This window comes from Pseudomonas bohemica (assembly GCF_002934685.1).
In the GTDB taxonomy this organism is placed as follows: Bacteria; Pseudomonadota; Gammaproteobacteria; order Pseudomonadales; family Pseudomonadaceae; genus Aquipseudomonas; species Aquipseudomonas bohemica.
On sequence record NZ_NKHL01000121.1, the window covers coordinates 444,102 to 471,058 of the forward strand.

At 60.3% G+C, this 26,957-nt stretch carries 16 protein-coding genes; 7 read left to right on the plus strand and 9 right to left on the minus strand.

Annotated elements, in window-relative coordinates; all coding sequences use genetic code 11:
- The 4 genes from CE491_RS29510 to gloB form a co-directional block, all read right to left on the minus strand.
- Positions 1 to 1,896 carry an extracellular solute-binding protein gene (locus CE491_RS29510; RefSeq protein ID WP_110951835.1) on the minus strand — a complete coding sequence of 632 codons (1,896 nt, stop codon included), beginning with the start codon at positions 1,894 to 1,896 and terminating at the stop codon, positions 1 to 3.
- Positions 1,893 to 3,734 (minus strand): extracellular solute-binding protein, encoded by a 1,842-nt coding sequence (locus tag CE491_RS29515; protein WP_199885297.1) that lies wholly within the window; start codon positions 3,732 to 3,734, stop codon positions 1,893 to 1,895. The genes CE491_RS29510 and CE491_RS29515 overlap by 4 nt, the downstream gene beginning before the upstream one ends.
- Before the next feature lie 200 nt (positions 3,735 to 3,934).
- Complete coding sequence (locus CE491_RS29520; RefSeq protein WP_110951837.1) at positions 3,935 to 5,557, minus strand: LysM peptidoglycan-binding domain-containing protein; 1,623 nt, start codon at positions 5,555 to 5,557, stop codon at positions 3,935 to 3,937.
- 99 nt (positions 5,558 to 5,656) lie between these two features.
- Positions 5,657 to 6,436 (minus strand): hydroxyacylglutathione hydrolase, encoded by a 780-nt coding sequence (gloB, locus tag CE491_RS29525; protein ID WP_110951838.1) that lies wholly within the window; start codon positions 6,434 to 6,436, stop codon positions 5,657 to 5,659.
- A gap of 97 nt (positions 6,437 to 6,533) precedes the next feature.
- On the opposite strand from gloB, the gene CE491_RS29530 reads away from it, so the two are divergent.
- The 4 genes from CE491_RS29530 to CE491_RS29545 all read left to right on the plus strand — a co-directional run bounded on the left by CE491_RS29530 (position 6,534) and on the right by CE491_RS29545 (position 9,341).
- Positions 6,534 to 7,292 (plus strand): class I SAM-dependent methyltransferase, encoded by a 759-nt coding sequence (locus CE491_RS29530; RefSeq protein WP_110951839.1) that lies wholly within the window; start codon positions 6,534 to 6,536, stop codon positions 7,290 to 7,292.
- A gap of 47 nt (positions 7,293 to 7,339) precedes the next feature.
- On the plus strand, positions 7,340 to 7,792 hold the full coding sequence (gene rnhA, locus CE491_RS29535) for a ribonuclease HI (RefSeq protein WP_110951840.1): 453 nt from the start codon (positions 7,340 to 7,342) through the stop codon (positions 7,790 to 7,792).
- 174 nt (positions 7,793 to 7,966) lie between these two features.
- Positions 7,967 to 8,728 (plus strand): DNA polymerase III subunit epsilon, encoded by a 762-nt coding sequence (gene dnaQ / locus CE491_RS29540; RefSeq protein WP_407681380.1) that lies wholly within the window; start codon positions 7,967 to 7,969, stop codon positions 8,726 to 8,728.
- Between the two features lie 52 nt (positions 8,729 to 8,780).
- Positions 8,781 to 9,341 carry a GNAT family N-acetyltransferase gene (locus tag CE491_RS29545; protein ID WP_407681383.1) on the plus strand — a complete coding sequence of 187 codons (561 nt, stop codon included), beginning with the start codon at positions 8,781 to 8,783 and terminating at the stop codon, positions 9,339 to 9,341.
- A 91-nt stretch (positions 9,342 to 9,432) separates the two neighbouring features.
- Here CE491_RS29545 and CE491_RS29550 read toward each other — a convergent pair whose 3' ends face one another.
- Positions 9,433 to 9,645, minus strand: coding sequence for a hypothetical protein (locus tag CE491_RS29550; protein ID WP_110951842.1), 213 nt, complete (start codon positions 9,643 to 9,645; stop codon positions 9,433 to 9,435).
- A 313-nt stretch (positions 9,646 to 9,958) separates the two neighbouring features.
- Between CE491_RS29550 and CE491_RS29555 the strand changes: the two genes are divergently transcribed.
- The 3 genes from CE491_RS29555 (at position 9,959) to CE491_RS29565 (ending at position 21,508) form a co-directional block, all read left to right on the plus strand.
- The gene (locus CE491_RS29555) at positions 9,959 to 10,522 is read left to right on the plus strand and encodes an NADPH-dependent FMN reductase (protein ID WP_110951843.1); all 564 of its coding nucleotides are present in this window, start codon (positions 9,959 to 9,961) and stop codon (positions 10,520 to 10,522) included.
- Positions 10,523 to 10,728: 206 nt separating this feature from the next.
- The gene (locus CE491_RS29560; RefSeq protein ID WP_110951844.1) at positions 10,729 to 16,029 is read left to right on the plus strand and encodes a dermonecrotic toxin domain-containing protein; all 5,301 of its coding nucleotides are present in this window, start codon (positions 10,729 to 10,731) and stop codon (positions 16,027 to 16,029) included.
- Between the two features lie 229 nt (positions 16,030 to 16,258).
- Entirely contained in the window at positions 16,259 to 21,508 is a 5,250-nt protein-coding gene (locus CE491_RS29565) for a dermonecrotic toxin domain-containing protein (protein ID WP_110951845.1), read from the plus strand.
- Between the two features lie 42 nt (positions 21,509 to 21,550).
- On the opposite strand, the gene CE491_RS29570 is transcribed toward CE491_RS29565, so the two are convergent.
- From CE491_RS29570 to CE491_RS29585, 4 genes are all read right to left on the minus strand, one after another.
- Positions 21,551 to 22,702: an acyl-CoA dehydrogenase family protein gene (locus CE491_RS29570; protein WP_110951846.1), complete on the minus strand. Its 1,152-nt coding sequence runs from the start codon at positions 22,700 to 22,702 to the stop codon at positions 21,551 to 21,553.
- Between the two features lie 3 nt (positions 22,703 to 22,705).
- The gene (locus CE491_RS29575; protein WP_110951847.1) at positions 22,706 to 23,803 is read right to left on the minus strand and encodes an enoyl-CoA hydratase/isomerase family protein; all 1,098 of its coding nucleotides are present in this window, start codon (positions 23,801 to 23,803) and stop codon (positions 22,706 to 22,708) included.
- Between the two features lie 307 nt (positions 23,804 to 24,110).
- The gene (gene egtB / locus CE491_RS29580) at positions 24,111 to 26,258 is read right to left on the minus strand and encodes an ergothioneine biosynthesis protein EgtB (RefSeq protein ID WP_110951848.1); all 2,148 of its coding nucleotides are present in this window, start codon (positions 26,256 to 26,258) and stop codon (positions 24,111 to 24,113) included.
- 162 nt (positions 26,259 to 26,420) lie between these two features.
- Positions 26,421 to 26,777 (minus strand): DUF427 domain-containing protein, encoded by a 357-nt coding sequence (locus CE491_RS29585; protein WP_110951849.1) that lies wholly within the window; start codon positions 26,775 to 26,777, stop codon positions 26,421 to 26,423.
- Positions 26,778 to 26,957 lie beyond the last annotated feature (180 nt).

The window sequence follows — 26,957 nt, forward strand, 5'->3', positions numbered from 1 at the left end:
TTATTGCTCCGTGTCCTTGGAAGGGGCGGCATCAGGCTCGGCCAGGTCCGGTGCGCTTTGCAGTGGAATCGCCGGAGTTGCGTCGGGCTTGACCCACCAGGTCATGGTGCCGATGTCGTACAGCGGCGATTTCTGCGGGTGGCCCAGATGGTCCCAGTAGGCCAGGCGCCAGGTTTTGATGTGCCAGTTGGGAATCACGTAGTAGCCCCAGAGCAGCGCGCGGTCGAGGGCGCGGGTGTGGTCGATGAGGCTCTGGCGCGAGTCGGCGTTGATCAGGCCGCTGACCAGGGTATCGATGGCCGGATCCTTGAGCCCGATCAGGTTGTAGCTGCCCGGCTTGTCGGCGGCGGACGAATCCCAATATTCGCGCTGTTCGTTGCCCGGCGAGCTGGACTGCGGAAAGCTGCCGACGATCATGTCGTAGTCCCGCGAGCGGCGGCGAGTGATGTATTGCGAAACGTCGACCCGGCGAATTTCCAGGTTGATGCCGATGTCGGCCAGATTGCGCTTGAATGGCAGCAGCACCCGCTCGAATTCGGTCTGGGCCAGCAGGAATTCGATGCTGACCGGCTTGCCTTCGGTGTCGACCATCTTGTCGCCGACGATCTTCCAGCCTGCATCCTTGAGCAGGGCAAAGGCCTTGCGTTGCTGTTCGCGAATGATGCCGCTGCCGTCGGTGACCGGCAGTTTGAATTCTTCGCTGAACACCGGATCAGGCAATTTGTCGCGCAATGGTTCGAGGATTTTCAGCTCGGCTTCCGAGGGCAGGCCGCGCGAGCCCATGTCCGAGTTGTCGAAATAGCTCTTGGTGCGCGTGTAGGTGCCGAAGAACAGCTGTTTGTTGGTCCACTCGAAATCCAGCAGCAGGCTCAGGGCCTGACGCACGCGGATGTCCTGGAACATCGGTTTGCGCAGGTTGAAGATAAAACCCTGCATGCCCTGAGGGTTGCCGTTAGGGATTTCTTCCTTGATCAGTCGGCCTTCACGCACCGCCGGCACGTCGTAGGCGGTGGCCCAGTTCTTCGCGGTCATCTCCTGCCAAAAGTCGAAGGCTCCGGCTTTCAAGGCCTCCAGCGCCACCGTGTTGTCGCGGTAGTAGTCGGTAGACAGCTTGTCGAAGTTATAGAAACCCTTGTTGACCGGCAGGTCCTTGCCCCAGTAATCCTTGACCCGCTCGTAGCGCACCGAGCGGCCCGGCTTGACCTCGACCACCTTGTACGGGCCGCTGCCCAGGGGGATTTCCAGATTGCCCTTGCTGAAATCGCGGGTAGCCCACCAGTGTTTCGGCAACACCGGCAACTGGCCGATGATCAACGGCAATTCACGGTTGTCGTTGTGCTTGAATTTGAACAGCACGGTCAGCGGGTCTTCCGCGACGGCTTGATCGATGTCCGCGTAGTAACTGCGGTAGAGCGGCGAGCCGTCCTTGATCAGCGTTTCGAAGCTGAACACCACGTCTTCAGCACGTACCGGATGGCCATCGTTGAAGCGGGCTTGCGGGCGCAGGTAGAAGCGCACCCAGCTGTTGTCCGGGGCTTTTTCGATCTTGCTGGCGATCAGGCCGTATTCGGTGAACGGCTCGTCCAGGCCCTGACGCATCAGCGTGTCATAGATCAGGCCGATGTCGTCCGCAGGCACGCCTTTGCTGATGAACGGGTTCAGGCTGTCGAAGCCGCCGAAGCCGGCGCTGCGCAGGATCCCGCCTTTGGGGGCGTCGGGGTTCACGTAATCGAAATGCTTGAAGTCGGCCGGGTATTTCGGTGCTTCGTTGTACAGCGTGATGGCATGTTGCGGGGCCGCTTGAGCTGAGCAGGCCGTTCCCAGCAAAAGCGGGGCTAGCAGGAACGGGCTCAGAAACAGGCCGCCAGCCCGCGTCAGGGAGCGGAGGGCAGTCATTGGGTTTTCTCCGAAGGCTTGAGCCACCACGCACGCAGGCCCAGGGTGTAGGGCGGGGTGGTGACGAAGGCGAACCGGTTGCGATACGCCAGACGATGAGTATTGAGATACCAGTTGGGAATCATGTAGTGCTGCCAGAGCAGGACGCGGTCCAGTGCCCGGGTGGCCGCGACCTGATCCTCCCGGGTTTTCGCCGCCAGCAGCTGATTGAGGAGGTTGTCCACCACCGGATTGGCAACACCCGCGTAATTCTTGCTGCCCTTGATGCTCGCCTGGCTGGAATGGAAGTACTGCCATTGCTCCAGGCCTGGACTGAGCGTCTGGTTCAGGGTCATCAGAATCATGTCGAAATCGAACTGGTCCAGGCGCTGTTTGTATTGGGCGCGATCGACGGTGCGCAGGCGAGCCTCGATGCCGATTCGCGTGAGGTCTTCGATATAGGGCTGCAGGATTCGTTCGAGGCCCGGGTTGACCAGAAGTATTTCGAAACGCAACGGTTGCCCGGCGTCGTTGGCGAGGCCGCGGTCGGTGAATTTCCAGCCCGCTCCGGCGAGCAGGCCGAGGGCATTGCGAATGGTGTCGCGAGGCACGCCGCCGCCATCGGTTTTCGACACGGCGAAGGGCTGAATGAACAGTTGCGCGGGCAGTTGGTTGCGATAGGGCGACAGATACAGAAACTCGCGGCCTGCGGGCAGATCGGTCGCGGAAAATTCGCTGTTGGGGTAGTAGCTGACCGAGCGCTTGTAGGCGTTGTTGAACAGCGTGCGGTTGGTCCACTCGAAGTTGAACATCAGGCCCAGCGCCTCACGCACCTTGATGTCGGCGAAGATGCCGCGCCGGGTATTCATGAACAGGCCCTGGGTCTGGGTCGGAATCCGGTGCGGAATCTGCGCCTTGATCACCTGGCCGTCGTTCACGGCAGGATAGTCATAACCGGTGAACCAGTTCTTGGCCTGATGCTCGATGTAGATGTCGAACTCGCCCGCCTTGAAGGCTTCGAAGGCGACATCGGCGTCGCGATAGAACTCGACTTCCACGCGGTTGAAGTTGTATTTGCCGCGATTGACCGGCAGATCCTTGCCCCAGTAATCCTTGACCCGTTCGAACACCAGGCTGCGTCCGGGCCGTACCTGGGTGATGCGATACGGCCCGCTGCCCAGTGGCGGCTCGAAGGTGGTGGCCTTGAAGTCGCGGTTCTTCCAGTAATGCTGTGGCAGTACCGGCAGCTCACCGAGGCGCAGGATCAGTAACGGATTGCCGGAGCGCTTGAACACGAAACGAATGCGATGGCGGTTCAGGATGTCCACCCGCTGCACTTCCTGCAGGGCTGTGCGGTATTGCGGGTGGCCGTCTTTCAACAGGGTTCTATAGGAAAAGGCAACGTCATAGGCCGTCATCGGCTTGCCATCGTGAAAGCGTGCTTCCGGGCGCAGGTTGAACACCACCCAACTGCGGTCTTCGCTGTATTCGACGGTTTTGGCGATCAGGCCGTAGCTGGAGGTGGGTTCGTCGCCGGACGGGTCATATTGCCCGGTGCCGACCATCAGCGGTTCGTTCAGCTCGCTGACGCCGTACTGGCCGAAATTGGGCGTCGATATCGGGCTGCTGCCCTTGAAGGTGTAGGGGTTGAGGGTATCGAACGTGCCGTTGGCCATGATTCGCAAGGTGCCAGCCTTCGGCGCCTCGGGATTGACCCAGTCGAAATGGGTGAAGCTGGCCGGATACTTGAGGACACCGAACTGTGCGTAACCATGGCTTTCACTGATGGTCGCGGCGGCCGTCGTGCTCAAGACCAGGCTGAAAATCATCAGCGAGAGGCGTATCAAAGGGCGTTTGATCCTGGCAGCGGTCGGTCACAGTAACAGCTTGTATGGGCTGGAAAAAGGGTGGAGGAGGACTGCGTTCTGGATTAGCCATTGTGGGAGTGAGCTTGCTCACGAATGCTGATTTTCAGCCGCTGAAGTGCAGCGGATGTACCGGCCTTTTCGCGAGCAAGCTCACTCCCACAGAGGTTCAGCGCAAACCAGAAGAACGCCGATCAATGCGGCAAGTAAACCGTCAACGTCTGCCCCGGCTTCAACGCCTGGCCGCTGCGCGGGTTCCAGCGTTTGAGGTGCTGCATTTCGACGTTGAAACGTTTGGCAACCAGGTACATCGAGTCGCCTTTCTGGATCTTGTACTGCATGGCCTTCTTGTCGGCGTCCTGGCCCTTGCCATTTGGGCTGATGTCGGCCTTGGCCACAGTGCGGACGCTCGATTTGGCGGCAGGCTTGCTGTTGTCCTGCATGACCAGCGTCTGGCCGACCTTCAGGTTGTAGCCGGACAACTTGTTCCAGTGTTGCAGGTCTTTGACGTCCACCTTGTTGATGCGCGCGATCTGACCGAGGTTTTCGCCTTTCTTCACTTTATAAGTGCGAGTGCGTGCCGGTTTCTCGTCGACTTCGGCCACTTCCTCGAACACCGGCATGGCCATTTTCATGCCCGGCTGCACCGGAATGGTCAACGCCTGGCCGCGCTTGAGATGGTTGCCGGACAGCTTGTTCAGATCCTTCAGCGTGCTGGTCGACACCTTGTAACGACTGGCGATGCTGGCCAGGCTGTCGCCCGGGCGCACGCGGTATTGCTGCCAGTCCACCAGCTCTTCGGGTTTCATGTTCGACAGGTTGGCGGTCAGCAGCTGCGATTTGGAAGTCGGCACCAGCAGATGCTGCGGGCCATCGATGGTCAGGCGCTTCTTGAACGCCGGGTTGAGCTGCATCAGCTCGTCTTCATCGATGTTGGCCATCTGCGCGACCTTGGTCAGGTCCATGCGCTGGTTCAACTCCACGACTTCGAAGTAAGGCTTGTTGTCGATCGGGCTGAGGTTGACGCCATAGGCTTGCGGCGACATGACCACTTGCGACAGGGCCAGCAGCTTCGGCACGTAATCGCGGGTCTCCTGCGGCAGCGGCAGGTTCCAGTAATCGGTCGGCAGATTGAGCCTTTCGTTGCGTTCGATGGCGCGGCTGACGGTGCCTTCGCCAGCGTTGTAGGCCGCCAGGGCCAGCAGCCAGTCGCCATTGAACATGTCATGCAGCTTGGTCAGATAGTCCAGCGCTGCGGTGGTAGATGCCGTGATGTCGCGACGGCCATCGTAGAAGTTGGTCTGACGAAGGTTGAAGTAGCGCCCCGTGGACGGGATGAACTGCCAGATGCCGGCGGCATCGCTGCGGGAAAGGGCCATCGGGTTGTAGGCACTTTCGATCACTGGCAGCAGGGCCAGCTCCAGCGGCATGTTGCGTTCTTCCAGGCGCTCGACGATGTAATGCATATAGAGGCTGCCGCGCTCGCCTGCCGTTTCGAGGAACGACGGGTTGTTGGCATACCACAGGCGTTGTTGGTCGATGCGCGGATTGAGGTCGTTGCCGTCCTGCAACTGAAAGCCCTGACGCATGCGTTCCCAGACGTCATGGGGCGGGGCCAGCGGGGCAGGTTTGCGGGCGACGAATACCGGTTTTGGCTTGGCGACGGCCGGCGCATGAGAGGCGTTGGTCGAGTTGGCAGACTCCAGGCTGCTGGTGGTCTGGCAGCCTGCCAAGGTAGCGCTCGCGACCACCGCGATTGCCTGAGCTAACCGAGTCAATGCGTCGGAATTAAAGGTTCTGCGTATAGATGACGACATTGGCTGGGGGATAGTTCCAGTCGAAAATGTCGGGCGATTCTAGAAAGCGTCTTAACAACGGTCAACCTTTCAGAATTTTTATGCTGATCGGCCACCGGATTAGAACTTATCTTTCCATGCGCGCAGGGCGGCAAAAACCGCTACAGGCGAGGTATTGTCCGTACCTGTCCGTTCGTCCGCTTTTTGTTTGACCGACGGTTGCGCGGCCCGAAGGAAAGGGTTGGTCTTGCGTTCCAGTTCCAGAGTCGACGGCAGGCTGATGCGGTTTTCCTCGCGCCAGCGGGTCACTTGTTCGAAGCGCCCGGTCACGTCCGGGTTGTTCGGCTCGACAGCCACGGCAAACCGCAGATTGCTCAGCGTGTATTCGTGAGCGCAGTAGACCCGTGTGTTGTCGGGCAGTGTCGCCAGTCGGCTCAAGGAGTGGTGCATCTGCTCCGGCGTGCCCTCGAACAGACGACCGCAGCCGGCCGCGAACAGCGTGTCGCCGGAAAACAGCACAGGCCGCTGCGGATCTTCGTGGTAGAACGCGATGTGCCCCAGGGTGTGGCCAGGAACCGCATGGACGACGAACCTGAGGCCGAGTACGGTGACCTCATCGTGGTCGGCCAGCGCGACGTCCCGGGCCGGGATTTTCTCGTTGGCCGGGCCGTAGACTTTGGCGCCGGTGAGGTTTTTCAGCTCGGCGACGCCACCGACGTGATCGGCGTGATGGTGAGTGATCAGAATGTCGCTCAGTTTCCAGTCGGGGTTGCGCGTCAGCCAGGCCAGCACCGGCGCAGCGTCACCCGGATCGACCACGGCACAACGCTTGCTGGCATTGTCTTGTAACAACCAGATGTAGTTGTCGGTGAAAGCGGACAGGGCATCGATCTGTATCATGGCGCGATTCACTTGGCTGGAAACAAAGCGCAATCTTAGAGTCTGAACAGGTTCCACGCGAGTACCTCTCGCGCAGGACATCTCATGGAGACCGGAAATGACCGATGAAGCGTTCGCCCAGGCCGACCCCGAATGGCTTGAGTTGATCAGCTCTGCCCGTGAGTGGTTGTCCGGACCCGTGGGGCAGTTGCTGCTGGAAGAAGAGCGGCGGGTGCTTGAAGAAGAACTCGAGCGGTTTTTCGGCGGCTATCTGGTGCATTACGGCCCCTCGGCGCAGAAACCGCCCGACGCCAAGCAGGTGCAGCGCAACGTGCGCCTGGGTGCGCCATTGCCGGGTGTGGAGATTGTCTGCGAAGAGCAGGCCTGGCCGCTGAGCGAGCACGCTGCCGATGTGGTGGTGATGCAACATGGTCTGGATTTCTGCCTGTCGCCCCATGGCCTGTTGCGCGAAGCTGCCAGCAGTGTCCGGCCCGGTGGTCATCTGGTGATCATCGGCATCAATCCCTGGAGCACCTGGGGCATCCGCCATATCTTCGCCAACGACGCATTGCGCCGGGCACGCTGCATCTCGCCTTCTCGAGTCGGTGATTGGCTCAACCTGCTGGGCTTCGCGCTGGAGAAACGTCGGTTCGGGTGCTATCGTCCGCCGCTCGCTTCGCCTGCGTGGCAGAACCGCTTGTCGGGGCTGGAGCGTCTGGGCGGCGGTTGGCAGAGCCCCGGTGGCGGCTTCTATTTATTAGTCGCACGCAAGCTGGTGGTGGGACTGCGACCGGTGCGCATGCCGCGACGCGAACCGATGGGCAAATTGCTGCCGCTGCCGATGGCCAAGGTCAACCGGCGCACTCCCGAGCCTTGACGGCCGGCGGGTGGATCGAGCCTTCTCAAATTCTGGAAAAAGCCGTAATGAGCGATACCGTAGAACTCTTCTCCGATGGCGCCTGCAAGGGCAATCCTGGCCCCGGCGGTTGGGGCGCACTGCTGGTGTGCAAAGGCGTAGAAAAGGAACTCTGGGGCGGTGAAGCCAACACCACCAACAACCGCATGGAGCTGCTTGGGGCGATCCGCGGTCTGGAAGAACTCAAGCGGCCTTGCGACGTGATTTTGGTGACCGACTCGCAATACGTGATGAAGGGCATCACCGAGTGGATGGTCAACTGGAAGAAACGCGGTTGGAAGACCGCAGCGAAGGAACCAGTGAAGAACGCCGACCTGTGGATGCAGCTGGACGAGCAGGTCAACCGCCATAACGTGACCTGGAAATGGGTCCGCGGACACATCGGCCACCATGGCAACGAACGCGCCGATCAGTTGGCCAACCGTGGAGTCGATGAGGTGCGCGGCATCAAGCATGGATAGTGATGTCGAACGCCTTAAGCGCGCTTGCCTGCGATGCGAAATGTCGAGCGCTGAACATGCGTTGGATGTACCGGCCTTTCGCGCGCACGCGCGCTGCTACAGTTCCAGGACCGTAGTCAGTCCATTGCCGTTTGCCCGTGTTAATATCCGCGCCTGCAACCGAGGCGCCAGGCAATGACTGCACAAAACATCATCACTGAACGAAGAGTCGTACTCGACACCGAAACCACCGGTATGCCCGTCACCGACGGCCACCGGGTGATCGAGATCGGTTGTGTCGAGGTAATCGGTCGGCGGCTGACCGGGCGGCACTTCCACGTTTACCTGCAGCCGGATCGCGAAAGCGACGAGGGCGCGATCGGCGTCCACGGCATTACGGACCAGTTCCTGATCGGCAAGCCACGCTTCGCCGAAGTCGCCGATGAGTTCTACGAGTTCATCAAGGGCGCGCAACTGATCATTCACAACGCGCCCTTCGACGTTGGCTTCCTCAATAACGAATTTGCCCTGATCGGACAGCACGACCGCGCCGACCTGACGACCTATTGCTCGGTGCTCGACACCCTGGCCATGGCACGTGAGCGTCATCCGGGGCAGCGCAACAGTCTTGATGCGCTGTGTAAACGCTACGACGTCGACAACTCAGGGCGGGAGCTGCACGGCGCCTTGCTCGACTCCGAGATTCTGGCGGACGTCTACCTGGCGATGACCGGTGGCCAGACCACCCTGTCCTTGGCCGGTAACAATGATGGCGAAGGTGGGGCGGATCGTCCCACCGAAATTCGTCGCATCGTCAATCGCACGCCGGGACGCGTCATCGTCGCCAGCGAGGCTGAATTGGCAGATCATGAAGCCCGCCTGGCGGTTATCGCCAAGTCTGCCGGGGCTCCGGCGCTGTGGACGCAGTTGCTCGAGGTACAGGCTCAGGCCCAGTAGCGATTGCTACAGTGATGTAACCTTTCGACGGTGCAGGAGGCTCAAGGTGACCATGTCGGATCCGACGCTGAGCGTCCGTGTCGCGGACCAGTACTTCGAGGATTACATCCTCAACAGCGAGTTCACCTTCACGGTCACTGGCTACGCTCAGGTGCAGATCGGCCAACCCGTGGCGCAGTGGCCTGTCGCGCCGGTCGAGCCTTACCTGAAGAATTACGGGATCGATTCAGAAGAGTTCTGCAACTATCGCGAGGGCGGGGACGGCACTGTGCTGGTGGCGTGGCTCGGCGAAGACCCGGTCGGGCACGTGGTGATCAGCAAGCACTGGAACGGCTTCGCGCACATCGATGAGTTGGCCGTGGACACCGCCGCCCGCCGCAATGGCATTGCCCGCAAACTCCTGGATGTCGCGCAGTTCTGGAGCCGTAAGCACAACCTGCCCGGTATCACGCTCGAAACTCAGAACAACAATCTCGCAGCATGCAGGCTGTACGAAAATTACGGATTTGTGGTCGGCGGGGTCGATTACCTGCGCTATCGCGCCATCGACCCGGCTACCGAAGAAGCGGCGATATTCTGGTATCTGCTGTTCGACGACAGCGTAGGCAGTTGAAAGCCACGAGCCCCAAGCCGAACCCGGCCAGTCGCAAGCTCACGGACCGCCTTTAACTTGCAGCTTATGGCTCAAAGCTCATAACTGCCTTTCAGACCGTGCGGGTCAGCTTGATGCCCGACTGCACCAATTCGAACTCGTCACCGCCCAGATGATTCACGCGGTCGCCAATGGCCAGGCGATAGGTCGACAGGGGCTCCTCGCCGTCAGCCTCGTCGGGCTGTGATTCACGGAATTCATGCACCGGGTAAACGCGGCCTTCCGCATCTCTGGCATGAAATTGCCCAACTAGAACTGAAGCCATTTGCTTTGTAACCTCTGGAAATAACCGCTCGTTTTCGCCCGCATCGTACCACTGCGCGCCTTGAATCCGCGTCCGCTTGTAAGGCAATTCTGCGGACCGTGTAGGTGCCTTACTCACTCAAGCCCTTCAGACCGTTGTTTTCAGGGGTAGTTTTCACCGGAGGAAAAAATAGTCGCGACCAACGGTCGTCCTGATTTCCGAGATCTGCACTGAAGATCGGCCATTTCGATGAGTGACAACGAAAAAACAGCGCGAACCAAACGGCGACTTTCATCTATAACTGTCTTTCCTCCATCTGAAGAAGGTCAGCTTCATGAGCCAGCCCCATACCATCGCAGTGATCGTCGGCAGCTTGCGAAAAGACTCCCTCAACCGCAAGGTGGCTCGCGCACTGGCCGAGCTGGCACCGTCCAGCCTGAAACTGAGCATCGTCGAAATCGGCGATCTGCCGCTGTACAACGAAGACATCGACCAGGACTCGCCACCTGCCGCTTACACCGCATTCCGTCAGGCCCTACAGGGCTCTGACGGTTTTCTGTTCGTCACCCCTGAATACAACCGCTCGGTGCCAGGCGTGCTGAAGAACGCCATCGACGTCGGCTCGCGGCCCTATGGCAAGAGCGCCTGGGGCAAGGCCAAGCCCGCAGCGGTGATCAGCGTCTCGCCAGGGGCGATCGGTGGTTTCGGTGCCAACCAGCATTTGCGCCAGAGTTTCGTGTTCCTCGATGTGCTGTGCATGCAGCAGCCGGAAGCCTATCTGGGCAACGCCGCTACCTTTTTCGATGAGTCAGGCAGGCTGAACGAGAAGACTCGACCGTTCCTGCAAAGCATTATCGATGCATTCGCCAAGCATGTTGAACGTACGGTCGAACCCTGATGCTTTCGTGGGAGCGCGCATCATCCAGCTCCCGAATATCGGTCGGCCCTTCGCAAGGGCGAAGGGCCAGTGAATCAGAAATCCTGTGCCCCGTCCGCAGCGTTATGTAACGCAGTGCGGGGGGCCTTGGGCTTTACGCTCGTTGTCATTGTCGCCCAGGTCAGGTGCATCGCCAGGCCTGGGTCGCCCGTGCACAAGGAGCTTCCATGTCCAACGTCAATACCCATTACTTCAACAGTGGCTCGCTCAGAAAACTCTATATCAATGAGCTCGATGATCCTGCGCAGGCCGAGCGGCTGGGGCGCGAAGAGCACGCATGGCTGCGGGGGCTGACACGCCCTTCGCTGAACGAAAATCCTGATCCGATCAGGGTCGACCGGCTTGTCCTGGCGGCTCCCCGGCAACCTTTCGAACTTGCCACTGCGCTGTTGCTCAGCCACGAGTATTCCAGCAGCCAACAGGTCTATTTGTATGGTTTGAGCAGAGGCATCGAAGTCTTTGCCGATCGTGCGTCCCTGCTGATGATGTTGCGCACCCGATTTGCCGGGGGTAACGCCACCACGCTGTTCGAGGCGGAAAAGATCGAAGGTGATCCGTTCATTGCGCAAATGCTGGCCATCGTCGCTCACGAGGTCGAGGCCGTCGTGCAACTGACCGAACAACTGAGGCTGACCCCTGACTTGTATCGCGCCACCACCGCCGCGTTCGCCGAGCAACTGCACCAGACTCTTCCACATATGGCGGTCGATCCCGAGACGCATCTGCTGCAGGTGGTGCGTAACACCACCGATGAGATCGAATTGAGTCCGGTCACCCAGACGCTGGCGCGGGCGAGCTTCGACGACTATCGCCAGGTACAGATTGAAGACGGCCTGCAGCGCAGATTTCTCGATGCCCTTGGCCGCGTAGCCTCTGCTGCCGATAGCGTGTTGTTCACCCAGGCCTTTGCCGCTACGCCAGCGCGTGTTCCCGAGCATTATGCCCGGCTGCTCAAGACATATTGGACGGACGTGTGGCAAGACGGCTGTACCCGCCATGACCTGGCGGTCGAGACTCTGGCCAGCAGCTGGCGTCGTGAGCTTTATCGGTGTCGTCATGAAGGGCTTCTGACTTCGGCGGCGATCGGGTCCCTGGAGTCGGTAGCGGATGAGCCGAACGCCCAATCTGGCGTGTGTTGCAGTCGGCTTTCGATTCACATCGGCTACAGCAATGTCTATACGCTGGCGGGCACTTTCGCAGTGCGATTGAGCGTTGGCAGCGATCGTTCGTTGATGTGGTTTTCGCCTGAGCATCGCCTGGCCAGGTTCGCCGATGAGGCGGCATTGGCCGCCTACCTGGACTCGCCGCAGGGCAGGCAGCAGATTCGTCCTCTGCTCTCGTTTGAGAACCAGCAAGTGCTGCAACAACAGGGAACGATTCAGCTCGATCTGGAAGAAATCCGGACGTCGGTTTTCATCGATCGCGTCGACTCGATCATTGCCTTGCAGGCGCGCAATCTCGATTACGTGGTCGGGTGGTCTGATCTGCCGTTCGAAGCAGTGGCGATGATCGATGACGCGTTGGACATCCGTCAGCATCTCGATCCCCGACAGTTACAGATTCATGCGGGGCGCTGGCGGCGGCAGGCACCGTTCGACTTTGCCGAAATCTGGTCAACGCCTGCCTCGGCTACCTCGATGGCAGCATCATCCATCGAGCCTTCGGAGAATGACCTTCCCCTGCCTCGGAGCGTGTCCGGCAAAGCGACCAAGCCTCGTTTGATCATGGCTGCATCCTGGCTGGAGACGGCAGAAGGCTTCGATACACGGGCCAACGATCTGCACGGTATCGGCGGCATGAGCGCGCTGCGCGATCATGCCGAACAGGCGTTGCAATCATATTTGTGTGTCCTGAGTGCAGGCACGGTGCACCCCGGGGACGTCCGGGTGCAGTGGCTGGAGTCGTTGCCAGCAGACCCGTCGGAAGTTGAAAGCCACTCCGTTGCAGTGAGCGAGTCGCAGCGGTTTGTCTCGATGGATCTGGTGTCGCTGATGCTCGAGTGCCTCAGCGGCCATCGATCTTCGGTACCGACGACCGGCGTCCAGGTGCAACTCGAATCGGGAATGTCGGACGGATACCTTCAGATCGAGTTGATCACCCATATGCTGGATAAGGTGGTTGAAAGTTTTATCGAACATTACATCGAGGGGTTCAAGGTGTCGGTGCTTGGCAGTCGGCGCAGTGCCGACTGCACTTACCGGCCATTCGAGCAAGCGCTGGGCTTACGCGAGGATGCCATGCGTCTGGACCTGGCGCTTCAAACGCGCGATGGCGTGTTAGACAGCCTTTCGATCAGCATGGTGCGGCAGGTGCTGGATCGGCCATTACGTTCCTTGCGCATGGGATTGGGGGCCTTGACCGATGCATTCACTGTCTCGCTGTGGTGCGAAGATCAATCCGCCGTGCTGTGCGACACCCTGGTACTCAGGCAGGCAGTCAACCCGGCTGCGGGCGTGATGCTCTGGGACTCTACCTCGGGCTGGCGGCGGTTCGCTTCTATCGAGCAGTTGCAGGATACGCTGCTGCGCGAGCTTCACTACTCCCGTACCGAACGCTGGCTGCAGAAGCTGAGTTCAGCTGAACGCCTGGCAATTCGTCGGTATCTGCAACGCACTCATCAGGCGAACGATGTGGGGGATCTGGTCCGGGTTCGTCTGAATCGGATCGATGAGCATGCCGTGATGAGCTTGCAACAGGGCGTGTTGAGCCGCCAGCTGCAGGATCTGCGGTGGCTATGCTCACAAGCATCGCGTTGCCGTTTGGAAGCGGAGCTGATCACTCACCTTGCGGCTTCCATCGAGCGTGATGGGTTGCTGAACGATATGATCGATGAGCTGGGGTTGCGGATCGAGAACAGCGTGTTCGTGGCCATGATGCCCACATGGCTGACAGGTGCGTCGCTCGAAGACCTGGCGCTATATGTCAGGTTCTTCCGTCGCTTTTACCTGGCCAGTGAGGGCGGAGAGGACTTTCTGTTCGACATCCCTTCGTTGCAGGATTTTGCCCGGCAGCGATTGACCGGCCAGTTGGCTCTTGATTTTCCCGATCAGTGCTTCAACCCCGATCAGATCATCATCACCTCCCGTCATTACGTGACTGGTTTCCCGGCGATCGGTGAGCTGCCGTCGGCGGTACCGGCGGCAGTCATCGCGCGCAGCGAGTCACTGACCGAGTACACGATAAACCGCTTCATCGGTAATCAGGACGCCGCTTTGAGTGTCGATTCCGAAACTCATCCGCAAGCCGTGCATCTGCTGACCCCCCAGTATCTGCGCCGCTTGGTCCGGGCCCTGGACATCGGTGCTGGCTACATGACGGTGCTACGCGATGCGTTTGCGCCCGAAACCGCCGTCTGGGAGAAGCGCAAGGGCCTGTTTTTTCGACAGCAACCGCCAGCGCTGTCAGCACTGGCAGTGTCGGAGAGGATCAAGGGCAATCTCAGCCCCAAGGCCTATGAGATGGTCAGCCGTGTGCTGGAGACACCCGATCGCATTGCGCGCGAGCCGATCGACGGCCAACGGGTGATCCTGAGTCCGCTGCAACTGGTCGCCAATCGAGGCCTGAAACCGGACACCCCGACAGGGATTTTTCTGTTCTGTCCAGCGGATGTTACATCGGGTCCTATCGTGCTTTATGCGATTTTTCATAGCGAGTTCATCTTTCGCGAATACCCCGGCAGAGCCGAGCTGATGACGGCGATCCGAAACGATGAGCCCTTGCAGCGATTGGTACTGGAGCGTCTTGGCCCGCATTTGCACCGGCGTTACGCCAATGGCGGTTTCACCGAGCCGCACCTGGGGTCGCTGGTTCCCCGGTTCGACTTCGACTTGCCGCTGCACAGGCCGGGCCCCGTCGCGCTGGCAACCACCGAAATCACCGGCAATGCCCTGGAGTCGTTGTTCGCCAGCAGCATCAGCGTATTGCTGCAAAAGAGCGATGCGCAGTCCGTGAACAACGAGAAGGCCGATCGCGCGGAATGGGGATTTCTGGCGACCCTGGGGCTGCAGCAGGGCCTCAGTCTGTTGCCGGGGAAGCTGGGTGCACTTGTGACGCTCTGGCAGGGCGAGACGCTGTTTCGTGCTTCGTCGGATTCGGTGTCGGGACACCGCTGGGGCAAGGCACTTTCGGAGTTTTCCGCGGCACTGGGGGTCATGGTTACCGCTCGCGAGCAAGCGGTCGAGGACCTGCCTGCCGAAGATAAGAACGGTGCCGGCCCGGTTTCAGGTGAACCGGATGGTTTGCCCCTGGCCTTTTCCTGGCGCGGCATTTCTCTGAATGCCGAGCAGCGACTGCGACTTCAGGCGCTGGAAGCCAGGGATGCGGTCCTTGAGGACATGCGCCACGATGATCTGCTGAATCTCTATCTGAGCAAGGACAACACCCCCTACGCGGTAGTCGCCGGCAAGGTGTATCAGGTCAAGCGTATGGCTGACCGCGGGCAATGGATCATCGTCGGCAGCGATGGCAACACTGGGCCTCAACTGGTGATGGACAGCTATCAGCACTGGCAACTGGATCTGAGCCTGGGGCTCAGAGGCGGCGGTGGCGTCGTCACTCGGTTCAAGACCGAGATGGCGACAACTGCCGGCGAAGAGGCGCTGATCATCGAAGCCTGCGGAATGCCGGAGATCCGTACGCTCTATCGGCAGCGAGCCAGACAGATCGGCCAGGCGCATCTGCAAGCAAAAACCTATCTGGAGAACTGCCTGGACAACCTCTCTATGAATCAGCGAGGGGCGCCGCCGGATGCTCGGATTGCAGAAGTGATTGGCGATTTTTTTGGCGCCAGCCCTCCCGATCAGGCGTTGTTGAGCCGTGTGGAGAGTACTGTCAGAGCGGTGCTGCTCGAATTGATGGACCCGTCCCTGTCGCCGCTTTCCTCGCCGCGATTCATAGTGGGGACAAACCGTCCAGGTGGGGATCGTGCGACGGCGTTCGTCATGCCAATGGACCCGCAGAAGCGGGTGTACCTTACAGAGCGATTCTTCAATCCACCGCTTTATCGCCTGACGCCCGAAGCCAGGGCGCAGGGATTCGAGTATCCGGCCCATTTCCAGGCAGCAACGCTGATTCATGAACTGTCGCACGTGGCACTCGATACCCGGGACATTGCCTATCTGGAGGCCAATGCGCCGTATCCTGATTATTTACGGTGTGGCAACGCCAGCCAGGTGCGCAGGCGCTCACAACTGGAGCGTCTGCAGGACTATCGCCTGTCCCATCGCACGGTCAAGAACGAGCTGTTCACCGTTTACGAGGACGGGCAGTGGCGTGACCTCAGACCCAAGGACCGTGCGGGCTTTGCGACCATCCTGCAGATCACCGGAGCCAGCACTCTGAACGATGCACGAAAGGTATTTCATGCCGATCTCGACAAGCGCAGCCGCGTCATGCTCAAGAACGCCGACTCGGTCACTGTGCTGATTCTGCGCCTTGGAAGGCACAATTACCTGCCACGCATTCCGTGACGGCCGGGCTGAATCCTTCCCGCGCAAGATTCTGCGCGGCTCGAGCATCATGGGGCTTGGTCGATGCTTCGATGGCTTGGCGCCAGCCTTGAGTAAACCCGAAATGGCGCCGTACATGCACAGCATTATGTAACGCAGCGCGTGCGATTTTTCTCCATACGCTCCTTGGCAATCACGCCCGGATCCTGCTCACCGCGGGGTTTGGGCGGTCCTGCAATAAGGAGCTTTCATGTCTATCACCGTATCCCGTTATTTTCACATCGCTTCGCTCAGGCAGCGCTATATCGATGAGCTCGATCAGGCAATGCAACTTCTGCACGTCGAAGAGAGAATGTGGCTGCAAACCCTGACGCGTCTGCCAGTTGCCGGCCAGACGGACCCCGTGCGGGTCGACCGGCTGACCTGCGGCGCCGATTCGCCGCCGCCCTTCGAGCTTGCCACAGCGCTGTTGTTGAGCCATGGCCAGACCCACGACCCGCGGGTGTATCTGTTCACCCTGAGTCGCGGCATCGAACGCTTCAGTAACCGCGCCGCGCTGTTGAATACGTTGCGCGCAAGGTTCGCCGCGGGTGACCCGAGTGCGCTGTTCGAGGCTGAACAGATCGAAGGTGATCCGTTTCGGGCGCAGATGCTTGCCATCGTCGATCATCAGGTTGCCCAGATACGGCAGATAACCGAGCAGCTCGGCCTGACGCCATCCTTGCTCCAGGCATCCAGTGCTTCGCTGCTTAAGCATATGCGCGTGACCATGCCGCATATGGCGGTCGATCCGGCCACTCACCTGCTCCAGATCGTGCCGACGTCGATCAATGACGATTCATTGATCCCGACGACGCAGACGCTGGCCGAGGCGGCCTTCGATGACTGCTGCAACGTGCAGCTTGCCCATGCGTTTGAACGACGCTTTCTCGACGCCCGCGGGCAGCAGGCCAGTGCCGAGGACGCCACGCTGTTTGCCAAGGTCTTGAGCGATACCAAAGCAACGCTGGCCGAGCCATACCACAACCTGCTGAATGCCTTCTGGAGCGGCGCCGGGCAGGGGCAAGGTACGCGCCGTGAATTGGCCATCGAGCGTTTCGGTGACAACCTGCGCGGTGCATTCCAGGCTCGTCGTCATTGCGCCGATCTGGGCAGCGTTCACTTGCAAATGCTGCAAGAGATAACCGGCGATCTGCGGATAACCCCTGCGCCGCATTGCAAACGGTTGACCATCAAGGTTGGGGAGAGCGCCTCCTGTCCTTTGGCGGGCACCTTCGTCATGCAGCTGGAGAACGATCCTTCACTGCTGTGGTTTGCGCCCGATCAGAAGCTCGTCAGCTTCGACGATGTGCAGGTCATGGGCGTTTATTTCGCTACGCCCGAGGGGCGCGAGCGGCTGCGTCCGGCGCTGGCCCTGGAGGATCAACCGTCGATAGCGAAAGAAGGCCAGTTGCAGATTGATCTGCAGCAGATTCTGGCGCCGCTGTGCGCTGATCGTGTGGACTCGATCATCGCCGCTCAGACACGCAACCTGCAGTACGCTTTGACTCTGCACAGAACGCCCGAAGCAGCAACGGCCATGATCGATGATGCTTTGGACGTGCGCCTGTTGCTGGACCCGCTGCAACTGTCAATCGCTGACGGTCGTTGGCGCAAAGCGGCACCGTTCAACTTCGCCGATGTCTGGCTCAAATCCGCAGCGGTCGCCTCCGTCCCTGGCGTTGCGTCTGTTCCTGCAAGCGCTGACATTGAGACGCTCGGCATTGAAAGCGCGAGTACCTCGGACACTGGCCGGCCGCCGAGGGCATGGCGGCAGCAGACACTGAATTTCGACGAGCGCGCCGAGCGTCTGCGAGGCCTGGATGCTGTCTTTCTCGATTCGGCCGAGCAAGCACTGCAGCCTTATATGTGGATGCTGACCAGCGATACCGTTCGAGCGAGAAACGTTCACGTGCAATGGCTCGAGTCGGCATCCGTCGATGTGTCGCACGTCGAGACCCACGCAGTCGCCGTGAGCGAGTCGCAACGGTTGGTCTCGGTGGATCTGGTGTCTTTATTGCTCGAATGCGTCAGTGAATTTCGGACGCCGGTTCTGCCAGCCAGCGCCCGGGTGATGGTCGGTTCGGTGTCGGCCAGGCATCCGGCGATCGACCTGGTCCGTCACATGCTGAGTCGGGTGACGCCGGTTTTTCTGGACCAGTACCTGCGACGGTTCGAACAATCTCGGGTCGGGTTCTGGCGTCAGGGGGATCGACAAGTACGGCCCGGCCGCGAAGAGATCGCGCTGCGAGTGGACGCCATGCGTCTGGATCTGATGCTGGCCCGGCGCGGGGCGCGGATCGGCGGCCCGGCACTCGATATGGTACGTCAGGTTCTGGAGCGGCCACTTCGTTCGATGCGTCTGATGTTGGACAGGCCGGTTACCGAAGCCTGTTCGGTGTGGCTCACGTTCAGCGGTCATTCGGTCTTGCTCTGCGACACGCTGCTGTTCAGCGAGCCAACGGACTCACGCAAACCGATCATGGTCTGGTCGGCGGTGGCGGGCTGGCGGCAGGTAGAGTCGATCGCACTGCTGCAGGACATCTTTGAGGGCCTGCTTCGGGGGGCTCAAAGTGAGTGTTGGCTGGGGCTGGTCACCGAGCGCGATCGCCAACTGCTGCGTACGTATTTGAGTCAGCCTCTGAGCCAATTGCGTGTGCGTCTGGAGCGGATCGAAGGGCATGCCTTCGAAGCCTTGCAGCGCGATGTACTGAACCGCGATCAGCAGAATCTGGGACAGCTCTGCCTGCGTGCCAAACGCTGGCGCTTCGAGGCGGACCTGTTCTGTCGCCTGGCGCAAGACACCGAACTCGACATGTCCCTGTTCAACATGCTTGACGAACTGTCGTTGCGCATTGAGAACTGCCTGTTCGAGGCGCTGCTACCGGCCTGGCTGAAGTCGGCCACGGTCGAGGATCTCAAGGGCTATTTAGATCAAGTGACGCGCTATTACCTGGAAAGTGATGGCGGCAAGACGTTCCTGTTCGGCATACCGCCGCTACGCGCTTATGCACGTAACAAGCTGATCGACCAGCTCAATCATGACTTTCCTGATCATAAGCTGGACCCCGACCAGATCATGGTGACCTCACGCCGCTATGTCAGTGCCTTCCCTGCGCCAGGCGAATTGCCTTTCTCAGTGCCGGCCGCGACTCTGGAGCATCGTGAGTCGCTGACCGAGTATGCGATCAACCGCTTTGTCAATCAGCAAGATGCGGTGCTGGGCATCGAGTTTACAGACCAGGAACAGGACGCCCGGCTGCTGACGCCTGACTCACTGAGACGTATGGTCAGGCTGCTGGACGTCGGGGCGAGCTACCTCACGTCGTTGCGTAAAGCCCTGGCGCCCGATGATCCCGACTACGCTGCGCGCAAACGCCTGTTCATGAATCAATGGCCGCCGATGTTGCTGGCGCTGGGCTTGCAGGAAAAGCTCAAAGGCAATCTCAGTGCGCTGGCCTACGCCTACATTTCGCGGATTCTCGACATGCCCGACGGCGTGGCTCGTGAGCCTCTGGACGGGGTGCGGGTGATGATCAGCCCATTGCAGTTGGTCGCCGACTCAGGCATGACGCCGGACCCCGCCTCGGGGATGTATGTGATCGGCTCAGCGAACGCCGACGCCGGTTCGGTGGTGCTGCTGGTCATCCAGCATTCGGACTTTACCTTCCGCGAATATGCCAGCCAGCATGCTCTCCAGGAGGCCATTCGCAGCGACCAGTCATTACAGGCATTGCTACTGGAGCGCCTTGATCCGGAAGTGCATCGACGTTATGCCCACGGCGGTTTCGTCGAGCCGCATCTGCCGTTTTCGGTAGAAGGGATCGGCGATGTACCCCTGCGCGCGCCCGGACCGGTCACGCTGGGCCTTACGGACATGAGGGGCAACGCCTTGCAGTATCTGTTCAAGGGCGTTTTGAAATTGTTGCTCGACCAAAGCGTTTCCAATGTCGTCACCAACCTGCAATTCGATCAGGCCGGGCGCATGTTTCTGGCGACCCTGGGCTTCGAACAGCTCTTTAGCCTGCTGCCCAACAAACTGGCGACCCTGGCCACGCTATGGCAGAGCGAAACGTTGTTCCGTGCCTCTGTGGCTTCGGCGTCGGGACGTCATTGGGGGGAGGCACTTTCCGAGTTTTCCGCCGCATTGGGGGTGATGGTCGCGGCGCGGGAACAGGCGTTGGAAGATCAGAACGTCGACAGCGTGAGGGTCGATGGTGAGCAGCGCACAACCTCGACGTCTGCCTGGGGTGTCGATTCGCTGACTGCCGAGCAGCGGGTGCGCCTGCAAGGTCTGGAAGCGCAAAATGTGGCGTTAGAGCAGATGCGCCGGGATGATTTGCTCAATCTGTATCTGGATAGCGCTCATAACACCCCTTACGCGGTAGTGGACGGTCGGGTGTATCAGGTCAGGCAAACCGGCGATGAGGGTCAATGGAGTATTGTCGGTGCGGATGGGGCGCCCGGACCGCAGTTGGTCCTGGACACCGATCAACGCTGGCAGCTGGACCTGAGCCTGCGTCTCAGAGGGGGCGGCGGCAGGGTGGGGAAAGTTCGGCCCCAGAGTGCCGAGCACGCTGCCGCAGAATCCCTGATCATCGAAGCCAGTGGCATGCATGAAATCCGTCTGCGCTATCGTGATCGCGCCAGACGCATCGTGCAGGCGCACTTGAAAGCCAGACTCTATCTGGAGAATGCTTTGGATAACCTCAACGTCAATCGGCATGAAGCGGCGCTGGACCCACGCGTGTCGCAGGTCGTTGCTGACTTCTTTGGGGTCGACGCCCCTGGCCAGCCGTTGCTCGACCGGGTAGAGGGTGCGCTCAAGGCGCTGTTCGACGCGATGATGGATCCCTCACTGGCGCCGTTTTCATCGCCTCGCTACGTGGTGGGCAGCAATCGCCCAGGACACGAAATGGTGACGGCGTTCGTCATCAAGGGGGACCCCGAACGGCGGGTGTTCCTCACCGAGCATTTTTTTCACAGCTCACAGTTCGCGCTCTCCCCGCTGGCCATGGCCCAGGGGTTCGAATCTTCGATTCACCATCGGTCGGCGATTCTGCTTCATGAGCTTTCGCATCAGATACTCGACACCTACGACATCGCCTATCTGGAGTGCATGGCGCCGTATCCAGATCTGCTGCTGGAGAACAACGCCAAGAGTGTGCAGATCAAGGCCTTCGTCGAGCGGTTGCACGACTATCGACTGTCCCATCGCGCGGAAGCCGCCAGCCTGTTCAAGGTCAAAGAAAATGGTGCATGGCGCGATCTCACGCTCAAGGATGACCGCGGCGTGAAAGGCATTCTGGATATCACCGAAACCACCAACCTGAATGATGCGCGACACGTGTTCCTGAACGACGCGGACAAGCGCAGCCGGGTGATGTTGACCAATGCCGACTCGCTGGTTCTGTTGATCCTGCGCCTGGGGAGGCACAACTACGCGGCCACGAACCCCTAAGGGCCCGTCGCTACGCAGGTGGGGGATAGCCGAGCCGTGAGGCTACAGGGCGTAGTGTCGCAGTTCGCGGGCGATCAGCAGACGCTGGATTTCGCTGGAGCCTTCGTAGATCTGGGTGATGCGCGCGTCCCGGTAATACTTCTCGACCGGGTAGTCTTCCAGATAGCCATAGCCGCCGTGGATCTGCACCGCCTTGGAGCAGACCCACTCGGCCATTTCAGAAGCGAACAGCTTGGCCTGGGAGGCTTCCGACAAACAGGGCTTGCCCGCCGTGCGCAACCGCGCGGCGTGCAGGACCATCAAGCGCGACGCATTGATGCGGGTATGCATGTCGGCCAGTAGATTGGAGACGCTCTGGTGTTCGATGATCGGCTTGTCGAACTGCACGCGCTCGCGCGCATAGATCAATGCCGCCTCGAATGCGGCGCGGGCGATGCCCAGGGCTTGTGCGGCAATGCCGATGCGACCGCCTTCAAGATTGGAGAGCGCGATGGCCAGACCTCTGCCGCGCTCACCCAGCAGGTTGGCCTCGGGAATGCGGCAATCGCTCAAGGTCACCGCGCAGGTATCCGAAGCCCGAATGCCCATCTTGTGTTCCATCCGATCGACGCGATAGCCGGGGTTGTCGGTGGGCACCAGAAACGCCGAGAGACCTTTCTTGCCCAGTTCCGGATCGGTGACGGCGAAGACGATCGCCAGCTGCGCGCGCTTGCCGTTGCTGACGAACTGCTTGGCGCCGTTGAGCACCCATTCGCCGTTCTTGAGTTCGGCGCGGGTGCGCAGGTTGTGGGCTTCGGAACCGGCCTGCGGTTCGGTCAGGCAGAAGCAGCCGATGGCCTTGCCGCTGGCAAGTTTTTCCAGCCATTGTTGTTTCTGGTCTTCGCTGCCGTAGTTCAGTATCGGGCCGCAGCCCACCGAACTGTGCACGCTCATCAGCGTGCCGGTGGCGGCATCGCCCGCGGAGATTTCTTCGACCGCCAGCGCATAGGCCACGTAATCGATGTAAGTGCCGCCCCATTGTTCGGGGACGATCATGCCTAACAGGCCCAGTTCGCCGAGCTTGTCGACCAGGCCATCGTCGATCCAGGCGGCCTGTTCCCATGCGCGGGCATTGGGCGCGATTTCATTGCGTGCGAACTCCCGGGCCATGTCGCGGATCATGATCTGTTCTTCGGTCAGTTCAAGGTCTTGCATAGGTCACGCCTCATGACCGCTGAAAAAACTCGCCACGTGCTCGGCATCCAGTGCCTCGACAGTGGAGGGGTTCCATTGCGGTTTCTTGTCTTTGTCTACGATCAAGGCGCGCACGCCTTCGATCAGGTCACCCCGTTCGAACCACTGGCGATCCAGATGCAGTTCCAGATCGAAACAGGCTTCCAGCGGCATATGGCGACCCCGGCGCAACATCTCCAGAGTCACGGCCATTGCCAGTGGCGAACGGGTTTTCATCAGATTGGCGGTGTCGACGGCCCAGCTGTGGGTATCAATGACCGTCACCTCCAACAACTGCTCGATGATGCTCGGAATATCGGGCAGGGCAAAGAAGTGATCGATGGCTGGCCGCAGTCGCTCGAGGGGCGGATCGGGCAATTGCTGCACGGCGATTCTGGCCAGCACACCCTGCAGATCCTTGAGCGGCGTGAGGGTCCATTTCATCGAATCGAACTGACGGTCCAGATCGTCCAGCCGCCCGCTTTGCAGGTACCAGTCCGCCAGGCCGCAGTAGAGCGCATCGGCAGCCTGGATCTGCACGCCGGTCACGCCCAGATAAATGCCCAGCTCGCCCGGCAACCGTGGCAGGAAATAACTGCCGCCCACGTCAGGGAAATAACCGATGGCCACTTCCGGCATCGCCAGACGGCTACGCTCGGTGACCACCCGCAGGTCCACGCCTTGCGCCAGGCCCATGCCACCGCCCAGCACGAAGCCGTCCATCAGCGCGACGACGGGTTTGCGGTAATGATGGAGGGTGAGGTCCAGGGCGTACTCTTCGACGAAGAAGTCCTGATGGTGGGTTTGCTCACTCTTGAAACTGTCGTACAGCGAACGGATGTCGCCGCCCGCGCAGAAAGCCTTCTGTCCGGCGCCACGCAGGACCACGGCGTAAACCTGGTCGTCCGTCGCCCAGGCATCGAGCTGATGCTGCAGCTGGCGAACCATGCCCAGATCGATGGCGTTCAACCCTTGCGGGCGATTGAGGGTGATGTGGCCAATGTGATTACGTACTTCGGACAGAACGGTGTCGCAGGCCGATTTCTGACCTGAAGACCTGGCCGATGCTACCTGTGCCGTCATCGCTGACTCCCTGTATTTTTCTTCTGTACTCGTTCAGGCGGCCAAAAAAAAGCCGCGCTCCGTGAGGATCAGCTGGGATGCTAACAGCGCGATTTTGCAAATGACAATGAAGAATCGTGCAGGGCGGGCGTGCAAGTTTGCATGGGGACCGGCGATCCTCATTGGCCCGCTGATATGAATTGCATCAGCTTGTAGGGGCGCACTTGCCCGCGATTGCAGGGGCTCAGTCACCCAATCAGGTGACCGAGCCGACGCTTTCGTCCGGATGCGGTCCAGACCAGGCGCGCTCCTGGAGGTCTACCTGCGATCACGCCTGCAAGCTGAATAACGCCACTTCAGGTGCATCGCTGACCCAGTATTGGCTCACCGACCATCCGGCATCGGCCGCCAGATCGGTGAACGATTGCACCGTGAACTTGTGGGAGTTTTCCGTGTGCAGCCGCTCGCCGGCAGCGAAATGGAATGGGTTACCCGCGACATTCACCACCTGCTCGACCTGGCTGACCAGATGCATCTCCATACGCGACTGCTCGGCATTCCAGACCGCCAGATGGCTGAACGCATCGACGTTGAAGTTGGCGCTCAGCTCGCGGTTGATGCGGGTCAGCAGGTTCTTGTTGAAACGCGCCGTCACGCCTTCGGCATCGTCGTAAGCCGCCACCAGGGTCTGGGCCGCCTTGACCATGTCCACCCCGACGATGAACTGGGCGTTCTTGCCCAGCACATCGTGAGCGGCGCGCAGAAACCGCGCCGCTTCGTCATGGGTGAAATTGCCAATGGTCGAGCCGGGGAAGAAGCCGACGGGAGTGTGGCCGCTGGCTTGCTCGGGCAGGGTCAGAACGCGGGTGAAGTCATCCACCTGGGGCGCCACGACCAGCTTGGGATACCGCTGACGCAGTGATTTCGCCGCCTTGTTCAACGCCGTGGCGCTGATGTCGATAGGCACGTAGACCGCGATATGCGGCGCAGCATCCAGCACCAGTCGAGTCTTATCGCTGGCGCCGCTGCCAAATTCCACCAACGCCGCATCTTGAGGAATGGACGCTGCAATCTGCGCGGCGATGTCCCTCAGCAGCCCGGTTTCAGCGTTGGTCGGGTAATACTCCGGCGTCTCGCAAATGGCTTCGAACAGGTCGGAGCCGGCAGCATCGTAAAAATACTTCGGCGATAAGCTCTTGCTCGGCGCGGAGAGCCCGGCGACCACATCGCGGGCGAATTCGCTGTCCTGGGGATTGACCACTCCTGGCTGGCGGCTGTCGCGAGCCAGACGCAACCCGGCAACCATCCAGCGTTTGTCGGTCGGGAAGAAGTTGCGATAGGTCAGGCGGCAATGATCGGGCGAGGTCACACTGGCGCCGCCACGCAGCACCATCTGGTTGACCATGAACTTGCCGTTGTACTCACCCACGGCGCCGGCCGAAGGTTTGAAACCGGGGTAAGCGCTGTAGGCACTCTGGGTCCACTGCCAGGCCACATCGTCGACCTGCTCCAGCAGCCCGGCGCGAGCGGCCGCCTCCCATTCCGCTTCGGTGGGCAGCCGTGCATCGGCCCATAGGGCGAAAGCTGCGGCTTCGTAGTAGCTGATGTGGGTGACAGGCGCGGCGGGATCAATGTCCTCAAGGCCGCGCAGGCTCATGCGTTTCCAGCCATTCTCGTCGTGCTGCCAATACAGCGGCGAGTTCCAGCCCTGTTCCTGAAGCAGAGTCCAGCCCTCGGAGAGCCACAGTCCGGCCGTGTGATAACCGCCATCGGCAATGAAGCTCAGCCACTCGCCATTGGTGACCAGCCGATCGCTGATTTCGAAGGACTGCAGATAAGTGGTATGACGCGGACCTTCGTGGTCGAACGCAAATCCATTGCCGCCATGACCGATCTGGGTAAGCCCCGCGCTCAGCGGCTTGAATTGCCCGCGACGACCCGCAGCGTCTTTCGGCCAGTTGGGGTTATAGGCAGGCTTGAGCGAGGACAGGCTGAACAGGTGCAGGATGTCCATCAACAGCAGCTCCTGATGCTGCTCCTCATGGGCCAGGCCCAGTTCGATCAAGCTCGACATTTCGTCGGATAGCGGGGTCATGAGCAGCGTCGCCATGTGCTCATCGACATATTTGCGATAGGCCCGGACCTCATCGACGCCCGGCCGGGTCATCAGGCCGCGTTGCGGACGCGGATGGCGTGGCCCGACAGCTTCGTAATAGGAATTGAAGAGGTAGGCGAACGTAGGGTTGAAAGGCTTGTAATCGGGAACATTGGGCGTCAGCAGGAAGGTTTCGAAGAACCAGGTGGTATGCGCCATGTGCCACTTCGCCGGGCTGGCGTCGGGCATCGACTGTACCACCATGTCCTCGGGGCTCAGCGGAGCGGCCAGCTGTTCGGTGTGACTGCGCGCGCTCTGATAGCGTTTGCACAAGGTGGCAGTGACAGGTGTTTCGCGTAGCTGGCGTGAGTGACGCGTCATCGGGTCTTCTCCGGATCTTGCCGACGCCCGGTAGGCTGATGCGATGCAGCCAGGCGGTACGGCTCTTCTCATGACCGGGCCGCCCCTGAAAAGGTAGCGGCCCGGCCTTTATGCAGCGAAAGCGTTCGAACGATGCAGCGGTAACACCGGCCACCACCGGCCTCAGTCAATTGTCAGAGTGACCTTGTCAGGATAGAACGCGACATGACCTTCGATTTGCCTCACCGATGGATGGGCTTGTTCATAGCTCCACACAGCGTTGGCAGCCGTCTCGCCATTGGCGCTGAGAGTGAAATAACGGGCTTCGCCCTTGTACGGGCAATGCGTTCGATGTTCGGTTCTAACGTAATGTTCAATCGAAATATCCGAACGGGGCACATAAATGACCGAAGGGTATTGTGCTTCCTTCAGCTCCAGCGCGTGGTCGCTTTGCGCCACAGGCACGCCTTTGAACGCAACGCGCACACGGCCTTTGAGCGGGGTAATGGTGATGGAATGATCGGGATCTGGAATTTTCAAGATGATGACTCCTGTTGAACCGGGAAGTCGGTAAGCCAAGGCGCCCGGCGTCGGGCAATCGGACAGCGACGAAGGGGAGCAAGTGTAGTCGTGGTCTACAGCGCTAGACCGGAGTCTGGTCCGAGTTCACCTTTTTTTGGCGCCGGGTCGGCCCACAAGGATGCGGTTTTCGGAACCAGA